Annotated in this window: 20 protein-coding genes and 1 other RNA gene; 18 read left to right on the top strand and 3 right to left on the bottom strand. The window is 66.2% G+C overall.

The annotated features are described in order from the left end of the window. Positions 1-15 precede the first annotated feature (15 nt). A complete protein-coding gene (locus ACFZCE_RS00185; protein WP_390934973.1) occupies positions 16-393 on the bottom strand; it encodes a YraN family protein in 378 nt (125 codons plus the stop codon). After that, positions 390-2165, bottom strand: a complete 1776-nt coding sequence (locus ACFZCE_RS00180) for a penicillin-binding protein activator (RefSeq protein WP_390934971.1) — start codon at positions 2163-2165, stop codon at positions 390-392. The genes ACFZCE_RS00185 and ACFZCE_RS00180 overlap by 4 nt, the downstream gene beginning before the upstream one ends. Before the next feature lie 126 nt (positions 2166-2291). Here ACFZCE_RS00180 and rsmI point away from each other — a divergent pair, with 126 nt between their 5' ends. The 18 genes from rsmI to lpxC all read left to right on the top strand — a co-directional run bounded on the left by rsmI (position 2292) and on the right by lpxC (position 21671). Beyond that, positions 2292-3203 (top strand): 16S rRNA (cytidine(1402)-2'-O)-methyltransferase, encoded by a 912-nt coding sequence (gene rsmI, locus ACFZCE_RS00175; protein WP_390934969.1) that lies wholly within the window; start codon positions 2292-2294, stop codon positions 3201-3203. A gap of 34 nt (positions 3204-3237) precedes the next feature. Then, positions 3238-3597: RNase P RNA component class A (gene rnpB, locus ACFZCE_RS00170), an RNA gene on the top strand. 305 nt (positions 3598-3902) lie between these two features. Further along, positions 3903-4358, top strand: a complete 456-nt coding sequence (gene mraZ, locus ACFZCE_RS00165; RefSeq protein ID WP_390934967.1) for a division/cell wall cluster transcriptional repressor MraZ — start codon at positions 3903-3905, stop codon at positions 4356-4358. 2 nt (positions 4359-4360) lie between these two features. Next, entirely contained in the window at positions 4361-5302 is a 942-nt protein-coding gene (rsmH, locus tag ACFZCE_RS00160) for a 16S rRNA (cytosine(1402)-N(4))-methyltransferase RsmH (RefSeq protein ID WP_390934965.1), read from the top strand. Next, positions 5299-5592: a cell division protein FtsL gene (ftsL, locus tag ACFZCE_RS00155; RefSeq protein WP_390934964.1), complete on the top strand. Its 294-nt coding sequence runs from the start codon at positions 5299-5301 to the stop codon at positions 5590-5592. Before rsmH ends, ftsL begins: the two co-directional genes overlap by 4 nt. After that, entirely contained in the window at positions 5589-7328 is a 1740-nt protein-coding gene (locus ACFZCE_RS00150) for a penicillin-binding transpeptidase domain-containing protein (protein WP_390934962.1), read from the top strand. The genes ftsL and ACFZCE_RS00150 overlap by 4 nt, the downstream gene beginning before the upstream one ends. Further along, positions 7325-8791 carry a UDP-N-acetylmuramoyl-L-alanyl-D-glutamate--2,6-diaminopimelate ligase gene (locus ACFZCE_RS00145; protein ID WP_390936412.1) on the top strand — a complete coding sequence of 489 codons (1467 nt, stop codon included), beginning with the start codon at positions 7325-7327 and terminating at the stop codon, positions 8789-8791. Before ACFZCE_RS00150 ends, ACFZCE_RS00145 begins: the two co-directional genes overlap by 4 nt. Continuing rightward, positions 8784-10151, top strand: a complete 1368-nt coding sequence (gene murF, locus ACFZCE_RS00140; RefSeq protein ID WP_390934960.1) for a UDP-N-acetylmuramoyl-tripeptide--D-alanyl-D-alanine ligase — start codon at positions 8784-8786, stop codon at positions 10149-10151. Before ACFZCE_RS00145 ends, murF begins: the two co-directional genes overlap by 8 nt. After that, positions 10151-11233, top strand: coding sequence for a phospho-N-acetylmuramoyl-pentapeptide-transferase (gene mraY / locus ACFZCE_RS00135; RefSeq protein WP_390934959.1), 1083 nt, complete (start codon positions 10151-10153; stop codon positions 11231-11233). Before murF ends, mraY begins: the two co-directional genes overlap by 1 nt. A gap of 5 nt (positions 11234-11238) precedes the next feature. Continuing rightward, on the top strand, positions 11239-12585 hold the full coding sequence (gene murD / locus ACFZCE_RS00130; protein WP_390934957.1) for a UDP-N-acetylmuramoyl-L-alanine--D-glutamate ligase: 1347 nt from the start codon (positions 11239-11241) through the stop codon (positions 12583-12585). After that, positions 12582-13796 carry a putative lipid II flippase FtsW gene (gene ftsW / locus ACFZCE_RS00125; RefSeq protein WP_390934955.1) on the top strand — a complete coding sequence of 405 codons (1215 nt, stop codon included), beginning with the start codon at positions 12582-12584 and terminating at the stop codon, positions 13794-13796. The genes murD and ftsW overlap by 4 nt, the downstream gene beginning before the upstream one ends. Then, positions 13786-14856, top strand: coding sequence for an undecaprenyldiphospho-muramoylpentapeptide beta-N-acetylglucosaminyltransferase (gene murG / locus ACFZCE_RS00120; RefSeq protein ID WP_390934954.1), 1071 nt, complete (start codon positions 13786-13788; stop codon positions 14854-14856). Before ftsW ends, murG begins: the two co-directional genes overlap by 11 nt. Further along, on the top strand, positions 14849-16288 hold the full coding sequence (gene murC / locus ACFZCE_RS00115) for a UDP-N-acetylmuramate--L-alanine ligase (protein ID WP_390934953.1): 1440 nt from the start codon (positions 14849-14851) through the stop codon (positions 16286-16288). The genes murG and murC overlap by 8 nt, the downstream gene beginning before the upstream one ends. A gap of 1 nt (position 16289) precedes the next feature. Continuing rightward, positions 16290-17243, top strand: a complete 954-nt coding sequence (locus ACFZCE_RS00110; protein ID WP_390934951.1) for a D-alanine--D-alanine ligase — start codon at positions 16290-16292, stop codon at positions 17241-17243. A gap of 4 nt (positions 17244-17247) precedes the next feature. Further along, positions 17248-18114: a cell division protein FtsQ/DivIB gene (locus ACFZCE_RS00105; RefSeq protein WP_390934949.1), complete on the top strand. Its 867-nt coding sequence runs from the start codon at positions 17248-17250 to the stop codon at positions 18112-18114. Between the two features lie 14 nt (positions 18115-18128). After that, positions 18129-19391: a cell division protein FtsA gene (gene ftsA / locus ACFZCE_RS00100; protein WP_390934948.1), complete on the top strand. Its 1263-nt coding sequence runs from the start codon at positions 18129-18131 to the stop codon at positions 19389-19391. A gap of 57 nt (positions 19392-19448) precedes the next feature. Continuing rightward, complete coding sequence (ftsZ, locus tag ACFZCE_RS00095) at positions 19449-20648, top strand: cell division protein FtsZ (RefSeq protein ID WP_390934946.1); 1200 nt, start codon at positions 19449-19451, stop codon at positions 20646-20648. A 111-nt stretch (positions 20649-20759) separates the two neighbouring features. Beyond that, positions 20760-21671, top strand: a complete 912-nt coding sequence (gene lpxC / locus ACFZCE_RS00090) for a UDP-3-O-acyl-N-acetylglucosamine deacetylase (protein ID WP_390934944.1) — start codon at positions 20760-20762, stop codon at positions 21669-21671. Between the two features lie 97 nt (positions 21672-21768). Here the strand turns inward: lpxC and ACFZCE_RS00085 are convergent, their stop codons facing one another. Beyond that, complete coding sequence (locus ACFZCE_RS00085; protein ID WP_390934942.1) at positions 21769-22218, bottom strand: DciA family protein; 450 nt, start codon at positions 22216-22218, stop codon at positions 21769-21771. Positions 22219-22232: the final 14 nt, after the last annotated feature.

Raw genomic sequence — 22232 nt, 5'->3', positions numbered from 1 at the left:
CGCAAAACTGCGCGGTCAATCGCTATCGAATGCATGCTTCACCCAATTCAGGCCCGGGCGTGCCGGGTCGTTGCCTTCAATGGCGATCACGTCGAAACGGCAGGGCTGTTCGGCCCAGCGCGGTTGTTCGTGGAGGAAGTGCTGTGCGGCGAGGATCAGGCGGTCGCGTTTGCGCGGGTCGATACTTTCGAGTGCGCCGCCCCACTGCCGATGCTGGCGATAGCGTACTTCGGCGAATACTACTGTATCGCTATCAAGCATGACCAGATCGAGTTCACCACCGCGGCACCGCCAGTTCTGCGCCAGCAGCTGCAAACCGTGCTGGCGCAGGTGCGCCAGCGCGGTGGCTTCGGCCTCGCGGCCGGCGCGTAGATGGCTGGGGCCGCTGCTCAACGGGCGGTGTCCGGCAGCCGGCTGACCTGGCCGTTGCTGAATTCGGCCCACGGCAGTTGCCGCTCGATACGCTGGTTGGCGTTCATGCTCAGGCTGCCCGATTCACCCTCCACGCGGTTATCCGGCAAGGCCTTCAGCTGGCCCAGGCGCGGCGCCAGGGTGTAGGCGTCGGCGCCCATCGCGTAGAGCCGGCCGAGGCTGCCAGCGGCCTGTGGCCACTGCTTGACCACGGCCTGGCGCAGCGGGTCGCCAGGGTTGAGCAGCCACGGGGTTTCGCAGAAGCGAATACCGCTCATGTCGTTGTACTGGGCGCTGTCGCCGGTGGCGCTGTACACGTGGGAGGTGGCGTACACCGGCAGCTTGCCGGCGAACTGGTAGTTCAGCGTGGGCTTGATCTGCTGGGCCTGCTGCGGGGTGGCGGTGAGGTAGAGGAAGTCGACATCCTGGCGATAGCTGCCCTGGCTGTTGTCGGCGCCCTGGCGCACTTGCAGCAACTTGCCGATCTGCGCGGCCATGGCCACCGGCTGGTCGACCTGGTCATACCCCACCAGAGTGCCGCCCTCGGCGGTCCACGCCTGGCGGAACGCCGCCAGCACGCGCTCGCCGAACTCGCCGCGGGGCACCAGCGCCACGGCGCGGGTATAGCCATCGGCACGGGCGCGGCGCGCCACTTCGTGGGCTTCGTCTTCGGCGGCCAGGCCGAACTGGAACAGTTGTGCCGGGCCGGCCTGGGCGTTGTCGCTGTAGTTCAGCGCCAGGGTGGTGATGGGCAGTTGCGGGCGGCTGCTGATCTGCTTGACGAGGTTTTTCTCCAGCGGGCCGACCACCAGTTGCACGCCAGCAGCCTGGGCCTGGCGGTAGAAGTCGTCGATGTTGGTGATGCGCGAGCTGTCGAACACCTGGATCTGCGGGGCCTTCTGGCCGCTTTGCAGGGCCTGGAAGTGGGCGGCCATGAAGCCGTCGCGCAGGGCCTTGGCGACGCTCGCCAGTTGCCCCTGTTGCGGCAGCAGCAGGGCGATCTTGTCGAGCGGCTGGCTGGTCAGGGCCATCAGTTGGGTGAGCTGCTCGGGCAGTTGGCGCGCGGCCGGGTGGTTCGGGTGCTGGGCCTGCCAGGCGCTGATCGAGGCCTTTTGTTGCTCGAGGGTGCCGGCGGTCTTGACGGTGGCGGCCAGGCTCAGCCAACCGGCGAGGTCGTCATTGCCGCTGGGTTGCAGTTGGTCGGCCGGCAGGCCCATCACCAGTTGCCAGATGGCCTCGTTGTTGGCCTGGGCTTGCTCCGGGCTGAGCATCGGCCCGTAGAACACCCGTTCGCGGGCGGCGGCCAGGGCCTGGCCGTCGGCCTCGAGGGCGCGGGCGCGCACGCTGCCGGTGCGCACTTGCTGGTCCATCGGCAGCTCGCCCAGGTGTTGCAGGCTGGGGTGTTGCAGCGCGCTGAGGGCGCCCTTGGCGTCGTTGCGGCCCAGGGCCAGCTCGGCGGCCAGGGTGCTGGCGAACACTTGCTGGGCGGGCTTGAGCTGCTCGAGCGGCACCTGGGCAAGGATTTGCGACGCGCGGGCGGCATCGTTTTGCTGCGCGGCCTTATCGGCGGCGCTCAGCCGCAGCAGGGCGGCGTCTTGCGGCGAGCCGGCGCTGCTGGCCTGCTGCAGCAGTTGCTCGACGCTGGCGTCTGGCGTTCGCGGCAGCTCGCCCAGCCGGGAAGTGGGGCTGCTGGCGCAGGCAGCCAGCAGAACGGCAAGGCAAAGGGCCCATAACGGCCGCAAACAACCTGTCATGTACATCTTCCTGATACGAGAGCATTGGCATTGGATTGTAACCAAGGGTGGGCGCCGGCGCGATGGCAAGGGCATGAAAGCCGCGGCAGGGTGGTAAACCAATGCCGCGCCCGCAGGCGCGTTACAATGGCCGCTTTTGCTGACCCCAAGGTGTGTGCTGTGACTGTTTCCGATGCTACAGATTCAACTTTTGGCACACTTTATGTTGTCGCCACGCCTATCGGGAACCTCGACGACATGAGCGTGCGCGCCTTGCGGGTGCTCAAAGACGTGGCCCTGATCGCCGCCGAAGACACCCGCCACTCGCAGCGCCTGCTCCAGCACTTCGGTATTCAAACGCCGCTGGCCGCCTGCCACGACCACAACGAGCGCGAAGAAGGCGGGCGCTTCCTCGCCCGGCTGCGCGGCGGTGATGACGTCGCGCTGGTCTCCGATGCTGGCACGCCGTTGATCTCCGACCCTGGCTACCACTTGGTGCGCCAAGCGCGCGAGGCCGGTATCCGGGTGGTGCCGGTGCCGGGGGCCTGCGCCTTGATCGCCGCGCTGTCCGCCGCCGGCCTGCCGTCCGATCGCTTCATCTTCGAGGGCTTCTTGCCGGCCAAAGCCGCCGGCCGCCAGGCGCGCCTGCAAGCGCTGAATGAAGAGCCACGCACCTTGATCTTCTATGAAGCCCCGCACCGCATCCTCGACAGCCTGCGCGACATGGCCGCGGCCTTTGGCCCGGAGCGCCCGGCGCTGTTGGCGCGGGAGATCACCAAGACCTTCGAAACCCTCAAGGGCCTGCCTTTGTCTGAGCTGTGCGGGTTCGTTGAGCAGGACAGCAACCAGCAGCGCGGCGAGTGCGTGGTGCTGGTGGCCGGCTTCACCGCGCCGGAAGGCGGCGAGGCGGTGAGCGCCGAGGGCCTGCGGGTGCTCGACCTGCTCCTTGAAGAGATGCCGCTCAAGCGCGCCGCGGCGCTGGCCGCGAGCATTACCGGCGAGCGCAAGAATGCGCTGTACCAGGCGGGCCTGGCGCGCAAAGAGCCGGCCGGCGGTTGATGCAGCGGGGGGGATCCGGTAACCTTGCCGGCGGAGAGTCGATCGGACAGTCGCTGCCGCCGTTTGTTCCGCAAACAGCGGGGGAGGAAAGTCCGGGCTCCATAGGGCAGGGTGCCAGGTAATGCCTGGGGGGCGCGAGCCTACGGAAAGTGCCACAGAAAATAACCGCCTAAGCGCTTCGGCGCCGGTAAGGGTGAAAAGGTGCGGTAAGAGCGCACCGCGCGGCTGGTAACAGTTCGTGGTCAAGGTAAACCCCACTCGGAGCAAGACCAAATAGGGTTCCATGGGCGTGGCCCGCGCTGGAACCGGGTAGGTTGCTAAAGATGTCCAGTGATGGCCATCGTAGAGGAATGACTGTCCTCGACAGAACCCGGCTTATAGATCGACTCTCCACCTCCTTCCTTCTGCTGCTTCGATAGCAGAAACATTTTTTTAATACCGAAAGAATCTTAATCCTCAGAAGTTACTTTAACTTTTCTCCGTATTTCATTGACTTGCGGCCCGTCTGCCAGTCAAAGCCCCTCCTTTATCAGGCCTTTCCTCAGTATTCCCCTCCTAAATCACCGTTCTATAAGGCTTTTCCTTACGAACGCGCCTTGACGGTGCAGGGAATGGGTTCCTATAGTGTGCGCGAGTGGTGGAAAGTGGCACGAAGTGGGAAAAACAGGCAGAACAGGAACCTAATCGGGGTAGCGCAGAGTGTTTCGCGGAGCCAATGCCATCAGTCTCGACGCCAAGGGTCGTCTCGCTATGCCGAGCCGGTACCGTGACGAGCTGAATTCGCGTAGCTCCGGGCAAATGATCATCACCATCGATACGGTCGACCCCTGCCTGAACGTGTACCCGCTCGACGAATGGGAAATCATCGAAACCAAGCTGCGTGCCCTGCCTTCGTTGCGAGACGAGGTCAAGCGGCTGCAGCGTTTGCTCATTGGTAATGCGGTGGATCTGGAACTCGACTCGAGCGGTCGCTTCCTGGTGCCGCCGCGTTTGCGCGATTACGCGAAGCTGGACAAACGGGCAATGCTCGTGGGCCAGTTGAACAAGTTTCAACTGTGGGACGAGGACACCTGGAATGCCGTGAGCGCCGAGGACCTCGAAGCAATTAAACAACCGGGCGCGATGCCTGATGAACTGCGTGATTTGATCCTGTGACCATGAATAGCGGCTTTAACCACATCACCGTTCTGCTGGGCGAGGCCGTCGAGGCCTTGGCTGTGCGCGCTGATGGCTGCTATATGGACGGCACCTTCGGCCGCGGCGGACACAGCCGTGCGATCCTCGCCCGGCTGGGGCCGGGTGGCCGCCTGCAGGGCTTCGACAAAGATCCCCAAGCCATTGCCACCGGGCAAGCGCTGGCGGCCGAAGACGGCCGCTTCGTCATTGTGCAGCGCAGTTTTGCCGAGATGGCCGCGCAAGCCGCCGAGGCCGGCGTGGCCGGGCAGGTGGCGGGCGTGCTGCTCGACCTCGGCGTGTCGTCGCCGCAACTCGACGACCCGGAACGCGGTTTCAGCTTCCTCAACGACGGCCCGCTCGACATGCGTATGGACCCGGCCCGCGGCGTCAGCGCGGCGGCGTTCATCGCCAGCGCCAGCGAAGAAGAGATCGCCCGGGTATTCAAGGATTACGGCGAAGAGCGCTTCGCCAAGCGCATGGCCCGCGCCGTGGTGCAGCGCCGCGAACAACAGCCGTTCGAGCGCACTGCCGACCTCGCCCAGGTTCTTAAAGACGCCAACCCCGCCTGGGAAAAACACAAGCACCCAGCCACCCGTGCGTTCCAGGGCCTGCGCATTCATGTGAACAACGAACTGGCCGACCTCGAGGCAGGCCTGGCGGCCGCCCTCGACGTGCTCGAAGTGGGCGGCCGGCTGGTGGTGATCAGCTTCCACTCCCTCGAAGACCGCATCGTCAAGCTGTTCATGCGCCGCCTCGAGAAGGGCGAAGCCGACAACCTGCCGCGCAACCTGCCGGTGCGGGTCGAGCCGTTCAAGCCGGTGATCAAGACCCTCGGCAAGGCGCAGTTCGCCTCCGACGCCGAGCTCGCGGCCAACCCGCGTGCGCGCAGCGCGGTGATGCGCGTGGCGGAGAAGCTGCGATGAGCAAGCTGTTCTTCAAGCCACTGCCTACCGGCAGCACCTTGCTGTTGATGCTGTTTGTTGGCGTGCTCGGTTCGGCCGTGGCCGTGGCCTACAGCGCGCACTTGAACCGCACTCTGCTCAACAGCCTGTACACCGAGCTGAACGACCGCGACAAGGCCCAGGCCGAATGGGGCCGGTTGATCCTCGAGCAAAGCACCTGGACGGCCAACAGCCGCATCGAGGCGCTGGCTTCCGAGCAGTTGAAAATGCGCGTGCCCGACGCCGCTGAAATTCGCATGGTGAAGCCATGATGAAGCTCGACGGCGCACTCTTCCCCTGGCGGTTTCGCCTGGTATTGGGCCTGCTCGGCCTGATGGTGCTGGGCATCAGCGCGCAAATCATCTACCTGCAGTTGATCGACGACGACTTCCTCAAGGGCCAGGGCGACGCCCGCAGCCTGCGGCATATCCCGATCCCGGCGCACCGCGGGCTGATCACCGACCGCAACGGCGAGCCGCTGGCGGTGAGTACCCCGGTCAGCACCCTGTGGGCCAACCCCAAGGAAATGCAAGGCGACAAAAACCGCTGGCCAGACCTCGCCCGCGCCCTCGGGCAAGACCCTGCCCAGCTCAGCGAGCGCCTTGAAGCCAACGCCGGCAAGGAGTTCATCTACCTGGTGCGCGGGCTGACGCCTGAACAAGGCCAGGGCGTGATGGACCTGAAAGTCCCGGGCGTGTACAGCCTCGAAGAATTCCGCCGCTTCTACCCGGCCGGCGACACCACCGCGCACATGGTCGGCTTCACCGACCTCGACGACCACGGCCGCGAAGGGGTCGAGCTGGCCTATGAAGACTGGCTGGCTGGCGTGCCCGGCCGGCGCCAGGTGCTCAAGGACCGGCGCGGCCATCTGATCCGCGACATCCAGGTGACCAAGAATGCCAAGGCCGGGAAAACCCTGGCCTTGTCCATTGACCTGCGCCTGCAATACCTGGCCACCCGCGAGCTGCGCAAGGCCATCCAGGAGCAGCAAGCCAAGGCTGGCAGCCTGGTGATCATGGACGTGAAAACCGGCGAAGTGCTGGCCATGGTCAACATGCCCACCTACAACCCCAACAACCGCCGCACGATGATCCCCGCCGCCATGCGCAACCGGGCGATCATCGACGTGTTCGAGCCCGGTTCGACCATGAAGCCGCTGTCGATGAGCGCCGCGCTGGAAACCGGCCGCTGGAAGCCATCGGACAAGGTCGAGGTGTACCCCGGTTCGTTGCAACTGGGCCGCTACACCATCAAGGACGTGTCCAAGTCCGAGGGCCCGGTGCTCGACCTCACCGGCATCCTGATCAACTCCTCCAACGTCGGCATGAGCAAGGTGGCCTTCGACGTGGGTGGCGAAAACATCTACCGGGTCATGGCCTCGGTCGGCCTGGGCCAGTATTCGGGTCTGGGCTTCCCGGGCGAACGCGTGGGCAACCTGCCTAACCACCGCGAGTGGCACAAGGCCGAAACCGCGACGTTGTCTTACGGCTACGGGTTGTCGGTCACCGCGCTGCAGTTGGTGCACGCCTACGCCACCCTGGCCAACCACGGCAAGCTGGTGCCGCTGTCGATCCTCAAGGTCGACGGCCCGCCGGCCAGCACTCAGGTCATCCCGCAAAACGTGGCGGACACCATCCAGGGCATGCTCCAGCAAGTGATCGAAGCGCCGCGCGGTGTGTACCGTGCCCAGGTGCCGGGTTACCACGTGGCGGGCAAGTCGGGTACCGCGCGTAAGGCCACCGTGGGTTCGCGTGGTTACACCGAAAACGCCTACCGCTCGCTGTTCGCCGGCTTCGGCCCGATGAGCGACCCGCGCTACGCGGTGGTGGTGGTGATCGACGAGCCCAGCGCCGGCGGTTACTTCGGCGGCCTGGTCTCGGCGCCGGTGTTCAGCAAAGTGATGTCGGGCACCCTGCGCCTGATGAACGTGCCGCCGGATAACCTCCAGGCCACGCCGCAGCAGCAGGCAGTGAACACCCCGGTACCGGTCAAGGGAGGGCGCGGCTGATGAGCGCGAACCTGACCCGCCTGTTCACCCAGGCCAGCCAAGACCCGCTGATCCGCGAGCTGACCCTCGACAGCCGCAACGTGCGCCCCGGCGACCTGTTCCTGGCGGTGCCCGGTGCCCGGGTAGACGGCCGCGACCACATGGACGACGCCCTGGCCCACGGCGCCGCGGCCATCGCCTATGAAGCCGAAGGCGCCACCGTGCTGCCGCTCACCGACGTGCCGCTGATCCCGGTCAAGCACCTGGCCAGCCAGTTGTCGGCGATCGCCGGGCGCTTTTATGGCGAGCCCAGCCGGCTGCTGCGGATGATCGGCGTGACCGGCACCAACGGTAAAACCACCACCACCCAATTGATCGCCCAGGGCCTCGATGCGCTGGGCGAGCGCTGCGGCACCCTCGGTACCCTCGGCAGTGGCTTCGTCGGCGCCATCGCCGCCGGCAAGCTGACCACGCCGGATGCGATCACCGTGCAAGCCACCCTCACCGACCTGCGCAAGGCCGGTGCCCAGGCCGTGGCCATGGAAGTGTCGTCTCACGCGCTGGAGCAGGGCCGGGTGGCGGCGCTGGAATTCGACGTCGCGGTGTTCACCAACCTCACCCGCGACCACCTCGACTACCACGGCAGCATGCAGGCCTATGGCGAGGCCAAGGCGCGCCTGTTCGCCTGGCCGGGCCTGGCCTGCCGGGTGATCAACCTCGACGACGCCTTCGGCCGCGAACTGGCCGGGCGCGAGCACGGCTCGCGGCTGATCACCTACAGTTGCGAACACCCCAGCGCCACCCTGTACTGCCGCGATGCGCGCTTCGGCGACCATGGCATCCAGGCGGTGCTGGTCACCGGCCAAGGCGAATACACCCTGCGCAGCCCGCTGCTGGGCCCGTTCAACCTGAGCAACATCCTCGCGGCGGTCGCGGTGCTGGTTGCCCTGGGCCACCCGCTGGACGAAACCCTCAAGGTGGTGGCGCGCTTCCACGGCCCCGCCGGGCGTGTGCAGCAGGTCGGCGGCGGCAAGCTGCCGTTGGTGGTGGTGGACTATTCCCACACCCCTGACGCGCTGGAAAAAATCCTCCAGGCCATGCGCCCCCACACCCAGGGCGAACTGCTCTGCGTGTTCGGCTGCGGCGGCGACCGCGACCGCGGCAAGCGCCCGGAAATGGCCGCCATCGCCGAGCGCCTGGCTGACCGCGTGATGGTTACCGACGACAACCCGCGCAGCGAAGCGCCGCAGGGCATTTTCGACGACATCCGCGCCGGCTTCGCCCAGCCCGAGGCCGTGCGCTTCGTGGCCGGCCGTGGCCTGGCGATCGCCCAGGCGGTGGCCGCCGCCAACGCCGGTGACCTGATCGTGATCGCCGGCAAGGGCCATGAGGACTACCAAGAGATCGACGGCGTGCGCCAGCCGTTTTCCGACGTTGCAGAGGCCGAGAAGGCCCTGGCTACCTGGGAGGTGGCCCATGCTTGAAGCCTATTCGCTGAGCCAGCTCGCCAGCCCCCTCAACGCCCGCCTGCTGGGCGCCGACGCCACCTTCACCGGGGTGGCCATCGACAGCCGCGCGATCGGCGCCGGGCAACTGTTCGTGGCCCTGGCCGGCCCGCGTTTCGACGGCCATGACTATTTGGCCGAGGTCGCCGCCAAGGGCGCGGTGGCCGCGCTGGTACAACGTGAAGTGCCGGGTGCGCCGCTGCCGCAACTGTTGGTCGCAGACACCCGCCTGGCGCTGGGCCAATTGGGCGCCTACAACCGTGCCCGCTTCGCCAGGCCGGTGGCGGCCATCACCGGCTCCAGCGGCAAAACCACGGTGAAGGAAATGCTCGCCAGCATCCTGCGCCAGCAAGGCCCGGTGCTGGCCACCCGTGGCAACCTGAACAACGACCTCGGCGCCCCGCTGACCCTGCTCGAACTGGCGCCGGAGCACCAGCACGCGGTGATCGAGCTGGGCGCCTCGCGCATTGGCGAGATCCGCTACACCGTGGGCCTGGCCGCGCCGCAGGTGGTGCTGATCAACAACGCCGGCACCGCCCACGTGGGCGAGTTCGGCGGCCCGGAGAAAATCGTCGAAGCCAAGGGCGAGATTCTCGAAGGCCTGGGGCAGGGCGGTACCGCCGTGCTCAACCTCGACGATAAAGCCTTCCCGATCTGGAAGGCCCGCGCCGGCGCCCACCGGGTGCTGAGCTTCTCGCTCGGCAACCCCGAGGCGAGCTTTTACGCGCGTAACATCAGCAGCGACGCCCGCGGCTGCCCGGCGTTCGAGCTGGCCAGCGGCGCCGGCGCGGTGGCCGTGCAACTGAACGTACTGGGCCGCCACAACGTGGCCAACGCCACCGCCGCGGCGGCCGCCGCCAGCGCGCTGGGCGTGCCGCTGGCGCTGATCGCCGCCGGCCTGAACGCGGTGCAACCGGTCAAGGGCCGCACCGTGGCCAGCCTGACCGCCGAAGGCACCCGGGTGATTGACGACACTTACAACGCCAACCCCTCCTCGGTGCGCGCTGCCGTTGATATACTCGCCGGCTTTTCCGGCCGCACCGTCCTGGTGCTCGGAGACATCGGCGAATTGGGCGCCTGGGCTGAAGCCGGCCACCGCGAGGTGGGCGACTACGCCCGGGGCCGCGTCGATGCGTTGTACGCCGTAGGCCCGCTGATGGCCAACGCGGTAAGCGCATTCGGCCCCCAGGCCCGCCATTTCGATACCCAAGCTGAGCTGATCAACGCCGTTCGCGGCGAGTTGGCCAGTGACACCACTATTTTGATCAAGGGCTCGCGTAGCGCTGCGATGGAACACGTCGTGGCGGCACTCTGCGGTGCCGGCGGGGAGAAACATTAATGCTTTTGCTGTTGGCCACATTCATGCAGCAGTTCTACAAGGGCTTCGCGGTCTTCCAGTACCTGACCCTGCGCGGGATCCTGGGTGTGCTGACTGCGCTGGTTCTCGCGCTGTGGCTGGGGCCGTGGATGATCCGTACCCTGCAGATTCGCCAGATCGGCCAGGCCGTGCGTAATGACGGGCCGCAGTCGCACCTGTCGAAATCCGGCACCCCGACCATGGGCGGCGCGCTCATCCTGTCGGCCATCGGCATCAGCACCCTGCTCTGGGCTGACCTCACCAACCGCTATGTCTGGACCGTGCTGGTGGTGACCTTCCTGTTCGGCGCCATCGGTTGGGTCGACGACTACCGCAAGGTGATCGAAAAGAACTCCCGTGGCCTGCCTAGCCGCTGGAAGTACTTCTGGCAGTCGGTGTTTGGCCTGGGCGCCGCGGTGTTTCTGTATGTCACCGCCAACAGCCCGGTCGACACCGTGCTGATCATCCCGATGCTCAAGGACGCCAGCATCCCCCTGGGCGCTGGCTTCATGGTGCTGGCGTACCTGGTGATCGTCGGTTCGAGCAACGCGGTCAACCTCACCGACGGCCTCGATGGCCTGGCGATCATGCCCACGGTGATGGTTGGCGGCGCGCTGGGGATCTTCTGCTACCTGTCGGGTAACGTGAAGTTCGCCGAATACCTGTTGATCCCCTACGTGCCGGGCGCCGGCGAGTTGATCGTGTTCTGCGGCGCGCTGATCGGCGCCGGGCTGGGCTTCCTGTGGTTCAACACCTACCCGGCCCAGGTGTTCATGGGCGACGTCGGCGCGCTGGCGCTGGGCGCCGCGCTGGGCACCATCGCGGTGATCGTGCGCCAGGAAATCGTGTTGTTCATCATGGGCGGTGTGTTCGTGATGGAAACCCTGTCGGTGGTGATCCAGGTCGCGTCGTTCAAGCTGACCGGCCGGCGGGTGTTCCGCATGGCGCCGATCCACCACCATTTCGAACTCAAAGGCTGGCCCGAACCCCGGGTGATCGTGCGCTTCTGGATCATTACCGTGATCCTCGTGCTGATCGGCCTTGCCACGCTGAAGCTGAGGTAGGCGCCGTGTCCCTGATCGCTTCTGACCAGTTCCGCATCGTTGTCGGCCTCGGCAAGAGCGGCATGTCCCTGGTTCGCTTCCTGGCGAACCGGGGCGTGCCCTTTGCCGTGGCCGACACCCGCGAGAACCCGCCAGAACTCGAGGCGCTGCGCCGTGACTACCCGCAGGTCGAGGTGCGCTGCGGCGAGCTCGACGTCGATTTCCTCTGCCGCGCCAGCGAGCTGTACGTGAGCCCCGGCCTGGCCCTGGCCACCCCGGCGCTGCAGCAGGCGGCCGCGCGCGGCGTGGTGCTGTCTGGAGACATCGAGCTGTTCACGCGCCACGCGCGCGCGCCGATCGTGGCGATCACCGGCTCCAACGCCAAAAGCACCGTGACCACCCTGGTCGGCGAGATGGCCCTGGCCGCCGGCAAGCGCGTGGCGGTAGGCGGCAACCTGGGCACCCCGGCGCTCGATCTGCTCGCCGACGACGCCGAGCTGTACGTGCTCGAGCTGTCGAGCTTCCAGCTTGAAACCACTCACCAGTTGGGCGCGGCGGTGGCCACGGTGCTGAACATCAGCGAAGACCACATGGACCGCTACAGCGGCATGCCGGCCTACCACCTGGCCAAGCACCGGATTTTCCGCGGCGCCCGCCAGGTGGTGGTCAACCGCCAGGACGCGCTGTCGCGGCCGTTGCTGGGCGAGGGTGTGCCGTGCTGGACGTTCGGCCTCAACGCGCCGGACTTCAACGCCTTTGGCCTGCGTGAAGACGGCGGGCAAAAATACCTGGCGCGCGCCTTCGAGCTGCTGCTGCCGGTGAGCGAACTGAAGGTGCGCGGCGCGCACAACCAGGCCAATGCCCTGGCCGCCCTGGCGCTCGGCCACGCCGCCGGGCTGCCGATGGCGCCGATGCTGCAGGCCCTGCGTGAATTCACCGGGCTGGTGCATCGCTGCCAGTGGGTGCGCGAGCTGAACGGCGCGGCCTGGTACGACGACTCCAAGGCCACCAACGTCGGCGCCGCGCTGGCCGCCATCGAAGGCCTGGGCGCCGACATCGCCGGCAAGCTGGTGCTGATCGCCGGCGGCGACGGCAAGGGCGCGGACTTCTCCGGGCTGAAAAACGCCGTGGCCAAGCACTGCCGCGCGGTGGTGCTGCTCGGCCGTGACGGCCCGGCCATCGGCGAAGCCCTGGGCGAAGGCGTGCCGCGCGTGCGGGTGGGCTCGCTGGCCGAGGCCATCGCCCGTTGCGCCGAGCTCGCCGAGCCGGGCGACGCGGTGCTGCTGTCGCCGGCCTGCGCCAGTTTCGACATGTTCAAGAACTACGAAGAACGCGGGCGCCTGTTCGCCGAAGCGGTGAGGGCGCTGCCATGATCTTCAACGTCATCAAGCCGTTCCCGTCGCCGCTGATCAGCAACCGCGGCGTCGATATCGACTTCCCGATGCTGGCCGGCTGCCTGGCGCTGCTGGGCCTGGGCCTGGTGATGATCACTTCCGCCTCCTCGGAAGTGGCCGCCGCGCAAATGGGCAACCCGCTCTACCACATGATCCGCCACATCGTGTACCTGGTGATCGGCCTGGGCGCGGCGTGCATCACCATGATGATCCCCATCGCCACCTGGCAGCGCCTGGGCCCGTGGCTGTTGCTGTGCGCCTTCGGCGTGCTGCTGGCGGTACTGGTGCCGGGGCTGGGCCGCGAGGTCAACGGTTCGATGCGCTGGATCGGCTTTGGCGCGTTCAACGTGCAGCCCTCGGAAATCGCCAAGGTGTTCGTGGTGATGTTCCTCGGTGGCTACTTGATCCGCCGCCAAACCGAAGTGCGCGAAAGCTGGATGGGCTTTCTCAAGCCGCTGATCGTGCTGCTGCCGATGGCCTTCCTGTTGTTGATGGAGCCCGACTTCGGCGCCACCGTGGTGATGATGGGCGCGGCCGGCGCCATGCTGTTCCTCGGTGGCGTGGGCCTGTTCCGTTTCAGCCTGCTGGTGGCCGGCGCGGTGTTCGCGGTAGTGGCGCTGGTGTATGCCCAGCCCTACCGGATGGCCCGCTTGGTAACCTTCACCGACCCGTGGTCCGACCAGTTTGGCTCGGGCTACCAGCTCACCCAGGCGCTGATCGCCTTCGGCCGTGGGGGCTGGTTCGGCGTGGGCCTGGGCAACAGCGTGCAGAAGCAGTTCTACCTGCCCGAAGCGCACACCGACTTCGTCTTCTCGGTACTGGCCGAAGAGCTCGGCGTGATCGGTTCGCTGTGCACCGTGGCGCTGTTCGTGTTCGTGTGCATCCGCGGGATGTACATCGGCATGTGGGCCGAGCGCGCCAAGCAGTATTTCTCCGCCTATGTGGCCTATGGGCTGTCGTTCCTGTGGATCGGCCAGTTCCTGATCAACATCGGTGTGAACGTCGGCCTGCTGCCGACCAAGGGCCTGACCCTGCCGTTCCTCAGCTATGGCGGCAGCTCGCTGGTGATCTGCTGCGCCTGCCTGGGCTTGCTCCTGCGCATCGAGTGGGAGGCGCGCCATGCGCTGGGCAGCGAGGAGGTGGAGTTCAGCGAAAGCGACTTCGCCGAGGAGGCCTACCATGGGCGCTAACGTGCTGATCATGGCTGGCGGCACCGGAGGCCATGTGTTCCCGGCGCTGGCGTGCGCCCGCGAGTTCCAGGCCCGTGGCTACACCGTGCACTGGCTCGGCACCCCGCGCGGCATCGAGAACGACCTGGTGCCCCGCGCCGGCCTGCCGCTGCACCTGATCAACGTCAGCGGCCTGCGCGGCAAGGGCCTGGCGGCGTTGCTCAAGGCGCCGTTCGTGCTGCTTAACGCCCTGCGCCAGGCGCGCCGGCTGATGCGTGAGCTGCAACCGGTGTGCGTGGTCGGCTTTGGTGGCTACGTGACCGGCCCCGGCGGCCTGGCCGCGCGGTTGGCCGGGGTGCCGGTGGTGGTGCATGAACAGAACGCCGTGGCCGGTACCGCCAATCGGTTGCTGGTGCCTTTGGCCAGCCGGGTCTGCGAAGCTTTCCCCGATACCTTCAAGGCCTTGGCCAAGCGCCGCACCACCGGCAACCCGGTGCGCCCGGAGCTGTTCCTCGAAACCCCACGGCAAGTGCTCGGTGGCCGCCGTACCCGGCTGCTGGTGATGGGCGGCAGCCTGGGTTCGGAGCCGTTGAACAAGCTGGTGCCGCAGGCGCTGGCACAGGTGCCCGGCGAGTATCGCCCCGAGGTGTTCCACCAAGCTGGCAAGCAGCACGGTGATGTGACCCAGCAGCGTTACAGCGAGGCGAACGTGGAGGCCAAGGTCGCCCCGTTCATCGATGACATGGCCCAGGCCTACGCCTGGGCCGACTTGGTGATCTGCCGCGCCGGCGCGCTCACCGTCAGCGAACTGGCCGCCGCCGGCCTGCCGTCGGTGCTGGTGCCGCTGCCGCACGCGATCGACGACCACCAGACCCGCAATGCCGATTATCTGGCACGGGAGGGCGCTGCCTTCCTGATGCCGCAAGCGACGACGGGCGCCACGGAACTGGCCGCGCGCCTGAAAGAGGTTTTGATGCAACCGGAAAAACTCAGCGCCATGGCCGCCACCGCGCGGCGCCTGGCCAAACCCGATGCCACGCGCACGGTGGTCGACGTTTGCCTGGAGGTGGCCCATGGTTGAAAACCAGAAGGCCATGCCGCAACCGGAGATGCGCCGTATCCGCCACATTCACTTCGTCGGGATCGGCGGCGTGGGCATGTGCGGCATCGCCGAAGTACTGCTGAACCTGGGTTACCAGGTGTCGGGCTCTGACCTGAAAACCTCGCCGGTGACCGACCGCCTGCAGCGCTTCGGCGCGCAGATTTTCGTCGGCCACCGCGCCGAGAACGCCGCCGCCGCCGATGTGCTGGTGGTGTCGAGCGCGGTCAACGCCAGCAACCCGGAAGTGGCCACCGCCCTGGAGCGGCGCATCCCCGTGGTGCCGCGCGCCGAGATGCTCGCCGAGCTGATGCGCTACCGCCACGGCATCGCCGTGGCCGGCACCCATGGCAAAACCACTACCACCAGCCTGCTGGCCTCGGTGTTCGCCGCCGGCGGGCTGGACCCGACCTTCGTGATCGGTGGCCGCCTGACCGCCGCCGGTACCAACGCCCAGTTGGGCACCAGCCGCTACCTGATCGCCGAAGCCGACGAGAGCGACGCCAGCTTCCTGCACCTGCAGCCGCTGGTCGCGGTGGTCACCAACATCGACGCCGACCACATGGCCACCTACGAGGGGGACTTCAACAAACTGAAGAAAACCTTCGTCGAGTTCCTCCACAACCTGCCGTTCTACGGCCTGGCGGTGGTGTGCCTGGATGACCCGGTGGTGCGCGAGATCCTCCCGCAGGTGGCCCGCCCCACGCTCACCTATGGCGTCAGCGAAGCGGCCGACGTGCGCGCGATCAACATCCGCCAGCAGGGCATGCGCACCTTCTTCACCGTGCTGCGCCCTGACCGCGAGCCGTTGGAGGTGTCGGTCAACATGCCGGGCAACCACAACGTGCTCAACGCCCTGGCCACCATCGCCATCGCCACCGACGAGGGCATCAGCGACGAAGCCATCGTGCAGGGGCTGTCGGGCTTCCAGGGCGTGGGCCGGCGCTTCCAGGTGTATGGCGAGCTGCCGGTCGAAGGCGGCGAGGTGATGCTGGTCGACGACTACGGCCACCACCCGCGCGAAGTCGCCGCGGTGATCAACGCCATTCGTGGCGGCTGGCCGGAGCGCCGTTTGGTGATGGTCTACCAGCCGCACCGCTTCAGCCGCACCCGCGACCTGTACGACGATTTCGTGCAGGTGCTGGGCGACGCCAATGTGCTGCTGCTGATGGAAGTCTACCCGGCCGGCGAAGAGCCGATCCCGGGCGCCGACAGCCGCCAGCTGTGCCACAGCATCCGCCAGCGCGGCAAGCTCGACCCCATCTACGTGGAGCGTGGCGCCGAGCTGGCGCCGCTGGTCAAGCCGCTGCTGCGCGCCGGCGACATCCTGCTCTGCCAGGGTGCCGGCGACGTCGGCTCGATCGCCCCGCAACTGATCAAAAGCCCGCTGTTCACCAGCGGCAAGGGGAACTGACATGGCCCAGTACGACAGCCTGCGCAGCACCCTGATGCCCTCGGACTTCGGCCGCGTGGCCGTGCTGTATGGCGGCAAGAGCGCCGAGCGCGAGGTGTCGCTGAAATCGGGCGCCCAGGTGCTGGGCGCATTGCAGGCCGCGGGTGTGAACGCCTTCGGCATCGACGTGGGCGACGACCTGCTGGCGGTGCTGCAGCGTGAACACATCGACCGCGCGTTCATCGTGCTGCACGGCCGTGGCGGCGAAGACGGCAGCATGCAGGGCCTGCTTGAGGTGCTGGGCATCCCCTACACCGGCAGCGGCGTGCTGGCCTCGGCGCTGGCGATGGACAAGCTGCGCACCAAGCAGGTGTGGCAGAGTTTGGGCATCCCGACCCCGCGCCACGCGGTGCTGGCCAGCGCCGCCGATTGTTTTTCCGCGGCCGAGGAACTGGGCTTCCCTTTGATCGTCAAACCGGCCCATGAAGGTTCAAGTATCGGTATGGCGAAAGTGACCAGCGCTGAACAACTGGTCGACGCCTGGAAAGACGCCAGCACCTACGATTCGCAAGTGTTGGTCGAGCAGTGGATCAGCGGCCCGGAGTACACCGTGGCCACCCTGCGTGACCAGCCCCTGCCCGCGATTGCCCTGGGCACCCCCCACGCGTTCTACGACTACGACGCCAAGTACCTGGCCTCCGACACCCAGTACCGCATCCCCTGTGGCCTGCCCGCCGAGCAAGAGCAGGCCCTGGCCGCGCTGTGCCAGCGCGCCTGCGATGCGTTGGGCATCGCTGGCTGGGCCCGGGTAGACGTGATGCAGGACGCCGCGGGCGATTTCTGGCTGCTGGAAGTGAACACCGCGCCGGGGATGACCGATCACAGCCTGGTGCCGATGGCCGCACGTGCCGCCGGCCTGGATTTCCAACAACTGGTGCTTTCCATCCTGGCCGCCAGCGTAGCGGCCCGAGGTTAACGACATGCGTGGCGCGTCGATCCGTCATCAGCAACCGCTCCCCAGCCGCAAGGTACCGCCGCGCGGTGCCAGCCGTATGGTGGCCAAGGAGCCGTTGTCCGTGCGCTTGCCCAAGCCGGGCACCGGCTGGCTGAAAAAACTGCTGTGGCCGGTGGTGCTGGTCGGCCTCGGCGTGGGCACCTGGTACGGCACCCAGTACGCGATGCCGTACGTCGACCGCCCGATCACCCGCATCAACGTGCAGGGCGACCTCAGCTACATCAGCCAGGAGTCGATCCAGCAGCGCATCGGCCCGTACGTGAACCAGCGTTTCTTCAGCATCGACCTGAACAGCCTGGCCACGGACCTTTCCACCATGCCGTGGATCGCCCACGCCGAAGTGCGGCGGGTGTGGCCCGACCAGGTGGTGATCCGCCTGGAAGAGCAACTGCCGGTCGCGCGCTGGGGCGACGACCAATTGTTGAACAACCAGGGCCAGGCGTTCGCGCCACGGGAGTTGGCCAACTATGAGCGCCTGCCGCAGCTGTTCGGGCCGCAGCGGGCGCAACAGCAGGTCATGCAGCAGTATCAAGTGCTTAGCCAGATGCTTCGGCCCCTGGGCTTCTCCATCGCACGGCTTGAATTGCGTGAACGCGGCAGCTGGTTCCTGACCACCGGCGCGACCAACGCCGGCCCGGGGATCGAATTGCTGCTGGGGCGTGATCGCCTGGTGGAGAAGTTGCGCCGGTTCATTGCCATTTACGACAAAACCCTGAAAGACCAGATCACGAATATTGCCCGCGTCGATCTGCGCTACTCCAACGGCCTGGCCGTGGGGTGGCGTGATCCGGCAGCGGCGGCGCCGGGCCCTGCGGCCGTGGCGAAGAATTGACAAGAGGCAGCACAATGGCAAACGCGCAAAGCGGCAAAATGATCGTCGGGCTGGATATCGGCACCTCCAAGGTGGTGGCGCTGGTAGGCGAAGTCGCGGCCGATGGCACCCTGGAAATCGTCGGGATCGGTACGCACCCGTCCCGTGGCCTGAAAAAAGGCGTGGTGGTGAACATCGAATCCACCGTGCAATCGATCCAGCGGGCTGTGGAAGAAGCCCAACTGATGGCCGGCTGCCGTATCCACTCGGCGTTCGTCGGCGTGGCCGGTAACCATATCCGCAGCCTGAACTCCCACGGCATCGTCGCCATCCGCGACCGCGAAGTGAGCACCGCCGACCTCGAGCGCGTGCTCGACGCCGCCCAGGCCGTGGCCATCCCGGCTGACCAGCGGGTGCTGCACACCCTGCCGCAGGACTACGTGATCGACAACCAGGAGGGCGTGCGCGAGCCGCTGGGGATGTCGGGCGTGCGCCTCGAAGCCAAGGTGCACGTGGTCACCTGCGCGGTAAACGCCGCGCAGAACATCGAGAAATGCGTGCGCCGGTGCGGCCTGGAAATCGACGACATCATCCTCGAGCAACTGGCCTCGGCCTACTCGGTGCTCACCGATGACGAAAAAGAGCTGGGCGTGTGCCTGGTCGATATCGGCGGCGGCACCACCGACATCGCCATCTTCACCGAAGGCGCGATCCGCCACACCGCGGTGATCCCGATCGCCGGCGACCAGGTCACCAACGACATCGCCATGGCGCTGCGCACCCCGACCCAGTACGCCGAAGAGATCAAGGTGCGTTACGCCTGCTGCCTGGCCAAGCTGGCCGGCGCCGGTGAAACCATCAAGGTCCCGAGCGTGGGCGACCGCCCACCGCGCGAACTGTCGCGCCAGGCCCTGGCCGAAGTGGTCGAGCCGCGCTACGACGAACTGTTCACGCTGATCCAGGCCGAGCTGCGCCGCAGCGGCTACGAAGACCTGATCCCGGCGGGCATCGTGCTCACCGGCGGCACGTCGAAAATGGAAGGCGCGGTCGAGTTGGCCGAAGAGATTTTCCACATGCCGGTGCGCCTGGGCGTGCCGCACAGCGTGCGTGGGCTCGAGGACGTGATCCGCAGCCCTATCTATTCGACGGGCGTAGGGCTTCTGACCTACGGCCTGCAGAAGCAATCCGAGGGCGTGACGCTCACCGGCCTGACCGGTAACAGCCATCACTACGCCAGCGAGGAACCCAAGGCTCCGGTGTTCGAGCGGATCAAGCGTTGGGTGCAAGGCAATTTCTGATTCAGATTCAGCAGTAGCAGTAGGCGAAAAACTAATAGAGAAATAAGGAGAGGGAACATGTTCGAGCTCGTAGATAACGTTCCACAAAGCCCGGTCATCAAAGTGATCGGTGTGGGCGGTGGCGGTGGCAATGCCGTGAACCACATGGTCAAGAGCAACATCGAGGGCGTTGAGTTCATCTGCGCCAACACCGATGCTCAGGCCCTGAAAAACATCGGTGCGCGCACCATTCTGCAACTGGGTACCGGCGTGACCAAGGGCCTGGGCGCTGGCGCCAACCCGGAAATCGGCCGCCAGGCGGCGATGGAAGACCGCGAGCGCATCGCCGAAGTGCTGCAGGGCACCAACATGGTGTTCATCACCACCGGCATGGGCGGCGGTACCGGTACCGGCGCGGCGCCGATCATCGCTGAAGTCGCCAAGGAAATGGGCATCCTGACCGTGGCCGTGGTCACCCGCCCGTTCCCGTTCGAGGGCCGCAAGCGCATGCAGATCGCCGACGAAGGCATCCGCGCGCTGCAAGACAGCGTTGACTCGCTGATCACCATCCCGAACGAAAAACTGCTGACCATCCTCGGCAAAGACGCCAGCCTGCTGTCGGCGTTCGCCAAGGCTGACGACGTGCTGGCCGGCGCCGTGCGCGGGATCTCCGACATCATCAAGCGCCCGGGCATGATCAACGTCGACTTCGCCGACGTGCGCACCGTGATGAGCGAAATGGGCATGGCGATGATGGGCACCGGCGCGGCCAGCGGCCCGAACCGTGCTCGCGAAGCCACCGAAGCGGCCATCCGCAACCCACTGCTCGAAGATGTGAACCTGCAGGGCGCCCGCGGCATCCTGGTGAACATCACCGCCGGCCCAGACCTGTCGCTGGGTGAATACTCCGACGTGGGTAACATCATCGAAGCGTTCGCCTCCGACCAGGCCATGGTCAAGGTCGGCACCGTGATCGACCCCGACATGCGCGACGAGCTGCACGTGACCGTGGTTGCCACCGGCCTGGGCGCACGCCTGGAAAAACCCACCAAGGTGGTCGACAACACCCTGCAAACCGCCAGCGTGCCGTCTCAGGCCGCCCAGGCTCCGGCCTCGCAGCGCCCCGAGCAACCGGCGGTGAACTACCGTGACCTCGACCGCCCGACGGTGATGCGCAACCAGGCCCACGCCAGTGCCGCGGCCGCCGCTAAAATGAATCCGCATGACGACCTGGACTACCTGGACATCCCGGCATTCCTGCGTCGCCAAGCTGATTAATTTTATTTATCAGGAGTATTAGGGTGATTGGTGTTCAGCAAAGGCGGGGTCTGCTATGATCCCCAGCCTTTGTTGATACCAGTTCGCACCAGCGCTGAAGCGGCCACTGCCATGATTAAACAACGCACTCTGAAGAACATCATCCGTGCCACCGGCGTCGGCCTGCACTCGGGGGAAAAGGTCTACCTCACCCTCAAGCCCGCGCCCGTGGATACCGGCATCGTGTTCCTGCGGACCGACCTTGACCCAGTGGTCAAGGTAACGGCCCATGCCCTGAACGTCGGTGAAACCACCATGTCGACCACGCTGTTCAACGGCGACGTGAAGGTCGACACCGTCGAGCATCTCCTGTCGGCCATGGCAGGCCTTGGGATCGATAACGCCTACGTCGAGCTCTCGGCCTCTGAAGTACCGATCATGGACGGCAGTGCCGGCCCCTTCGTATTCCTGATTCAATCGGCAGGCCTCGAAGAACAGGACGCGCCGAAGAAGTTCATCCGCATCCTGCGTGAAGTCACGGTGGAAGAGGGCGACAAGCGCGCCACCTTCGTACCGTTCGAAGGCTTCAAGGTCAGTTTCGAGATCTTCTTTGACCACCCTGTGTTCAAGGACCGTACCCAAACCGCAAGTGTCGATTTCTCCAGCACTTCCTTCGTCAAGGAAGTCAGCCGGGCCCGCACCTTCGGTTTCATGAGTGACCTGGAATACATGCGCAAGCATAACCGGGCGCTGGGCGGCAGCGTCGAGAACGCCATCGTGGTCGACAAGGAAGGCGTGTTGAACGAAGACGGGCTTCGCTACGAAGACGAATTCGTCAAACACAAGATCCTCGACGCCATCGGCGACCTCTACCTGCTGGGCAACAGCCTGATCGGCGAGTACCGCGGCTTCAAGTCCGGCCACGCGCTGAACAACCGGCTGCTGCGCAAGCTGATCGAGCACCCGGACGCCTATGAAGTGGTCACTTTCGAAGACGCGAGCACCGCGCCGATCTCGTACATGCGGCCTGTAGCAGCCGTATAAGTTCGAACAGTCTCTTCTCTATTATTCAAGGCCACCGCAAGGTGGCCTTTTTTATTTTGCGCGCCAGAAAATGGCGCCAGGCTTTTTTGCCCTTTGCCTACTTCTTCCCATGCCGGGCCAAGCGCTCCAGCGCCGCCCGCAACGCGGGGTCGGTGATCCCCTCGGCGGTCGCCTGCAACGTCTCGGCCGCCTCGGCCGACAACACCGTGCCGGTGTGGGCGCGGGTGGCCCCTTCCTGGGAAGGCTTGACCTTGATCAGGATGCGCATCAGCCCGGCGAATTCCGGCAGGGCCTGAAGGTCACGCTGCAGGCGGCGTTGTTGGTAGCGCAGGCGGGTGGACCACTGGCTGTCTGTTACAACCAGCAACAACGTGCCCTCGCGCCAACTGGCCAGGCGGCAATGGGGCCGCGCCGCCGGTTGCAGTTGGCCATCGAGCAGCCGCTGCAGGTGCGACAGCCGCACGGTCTGGCTGAACAACGCCTTCAACGGGCGGGCCTCGCGCAACACCACCAGGGGCTCGCGGGCAAAATGAGGACGAAAGGCCATGGGCGCTCGGGGAG

The organism is Pseudomonas sp. NPDC007930, from assembly GCF_042958985.1.
Taxonomy (GTDB): Bacteria; Pseudomonadota; Gammaproteobacteria; order Pseudomonadales; family Pseudomonadaceae; genus Aquipseudomonas.
This window is presented reverse-complemented; position numbering and strand designations above follow the sequence as displayed.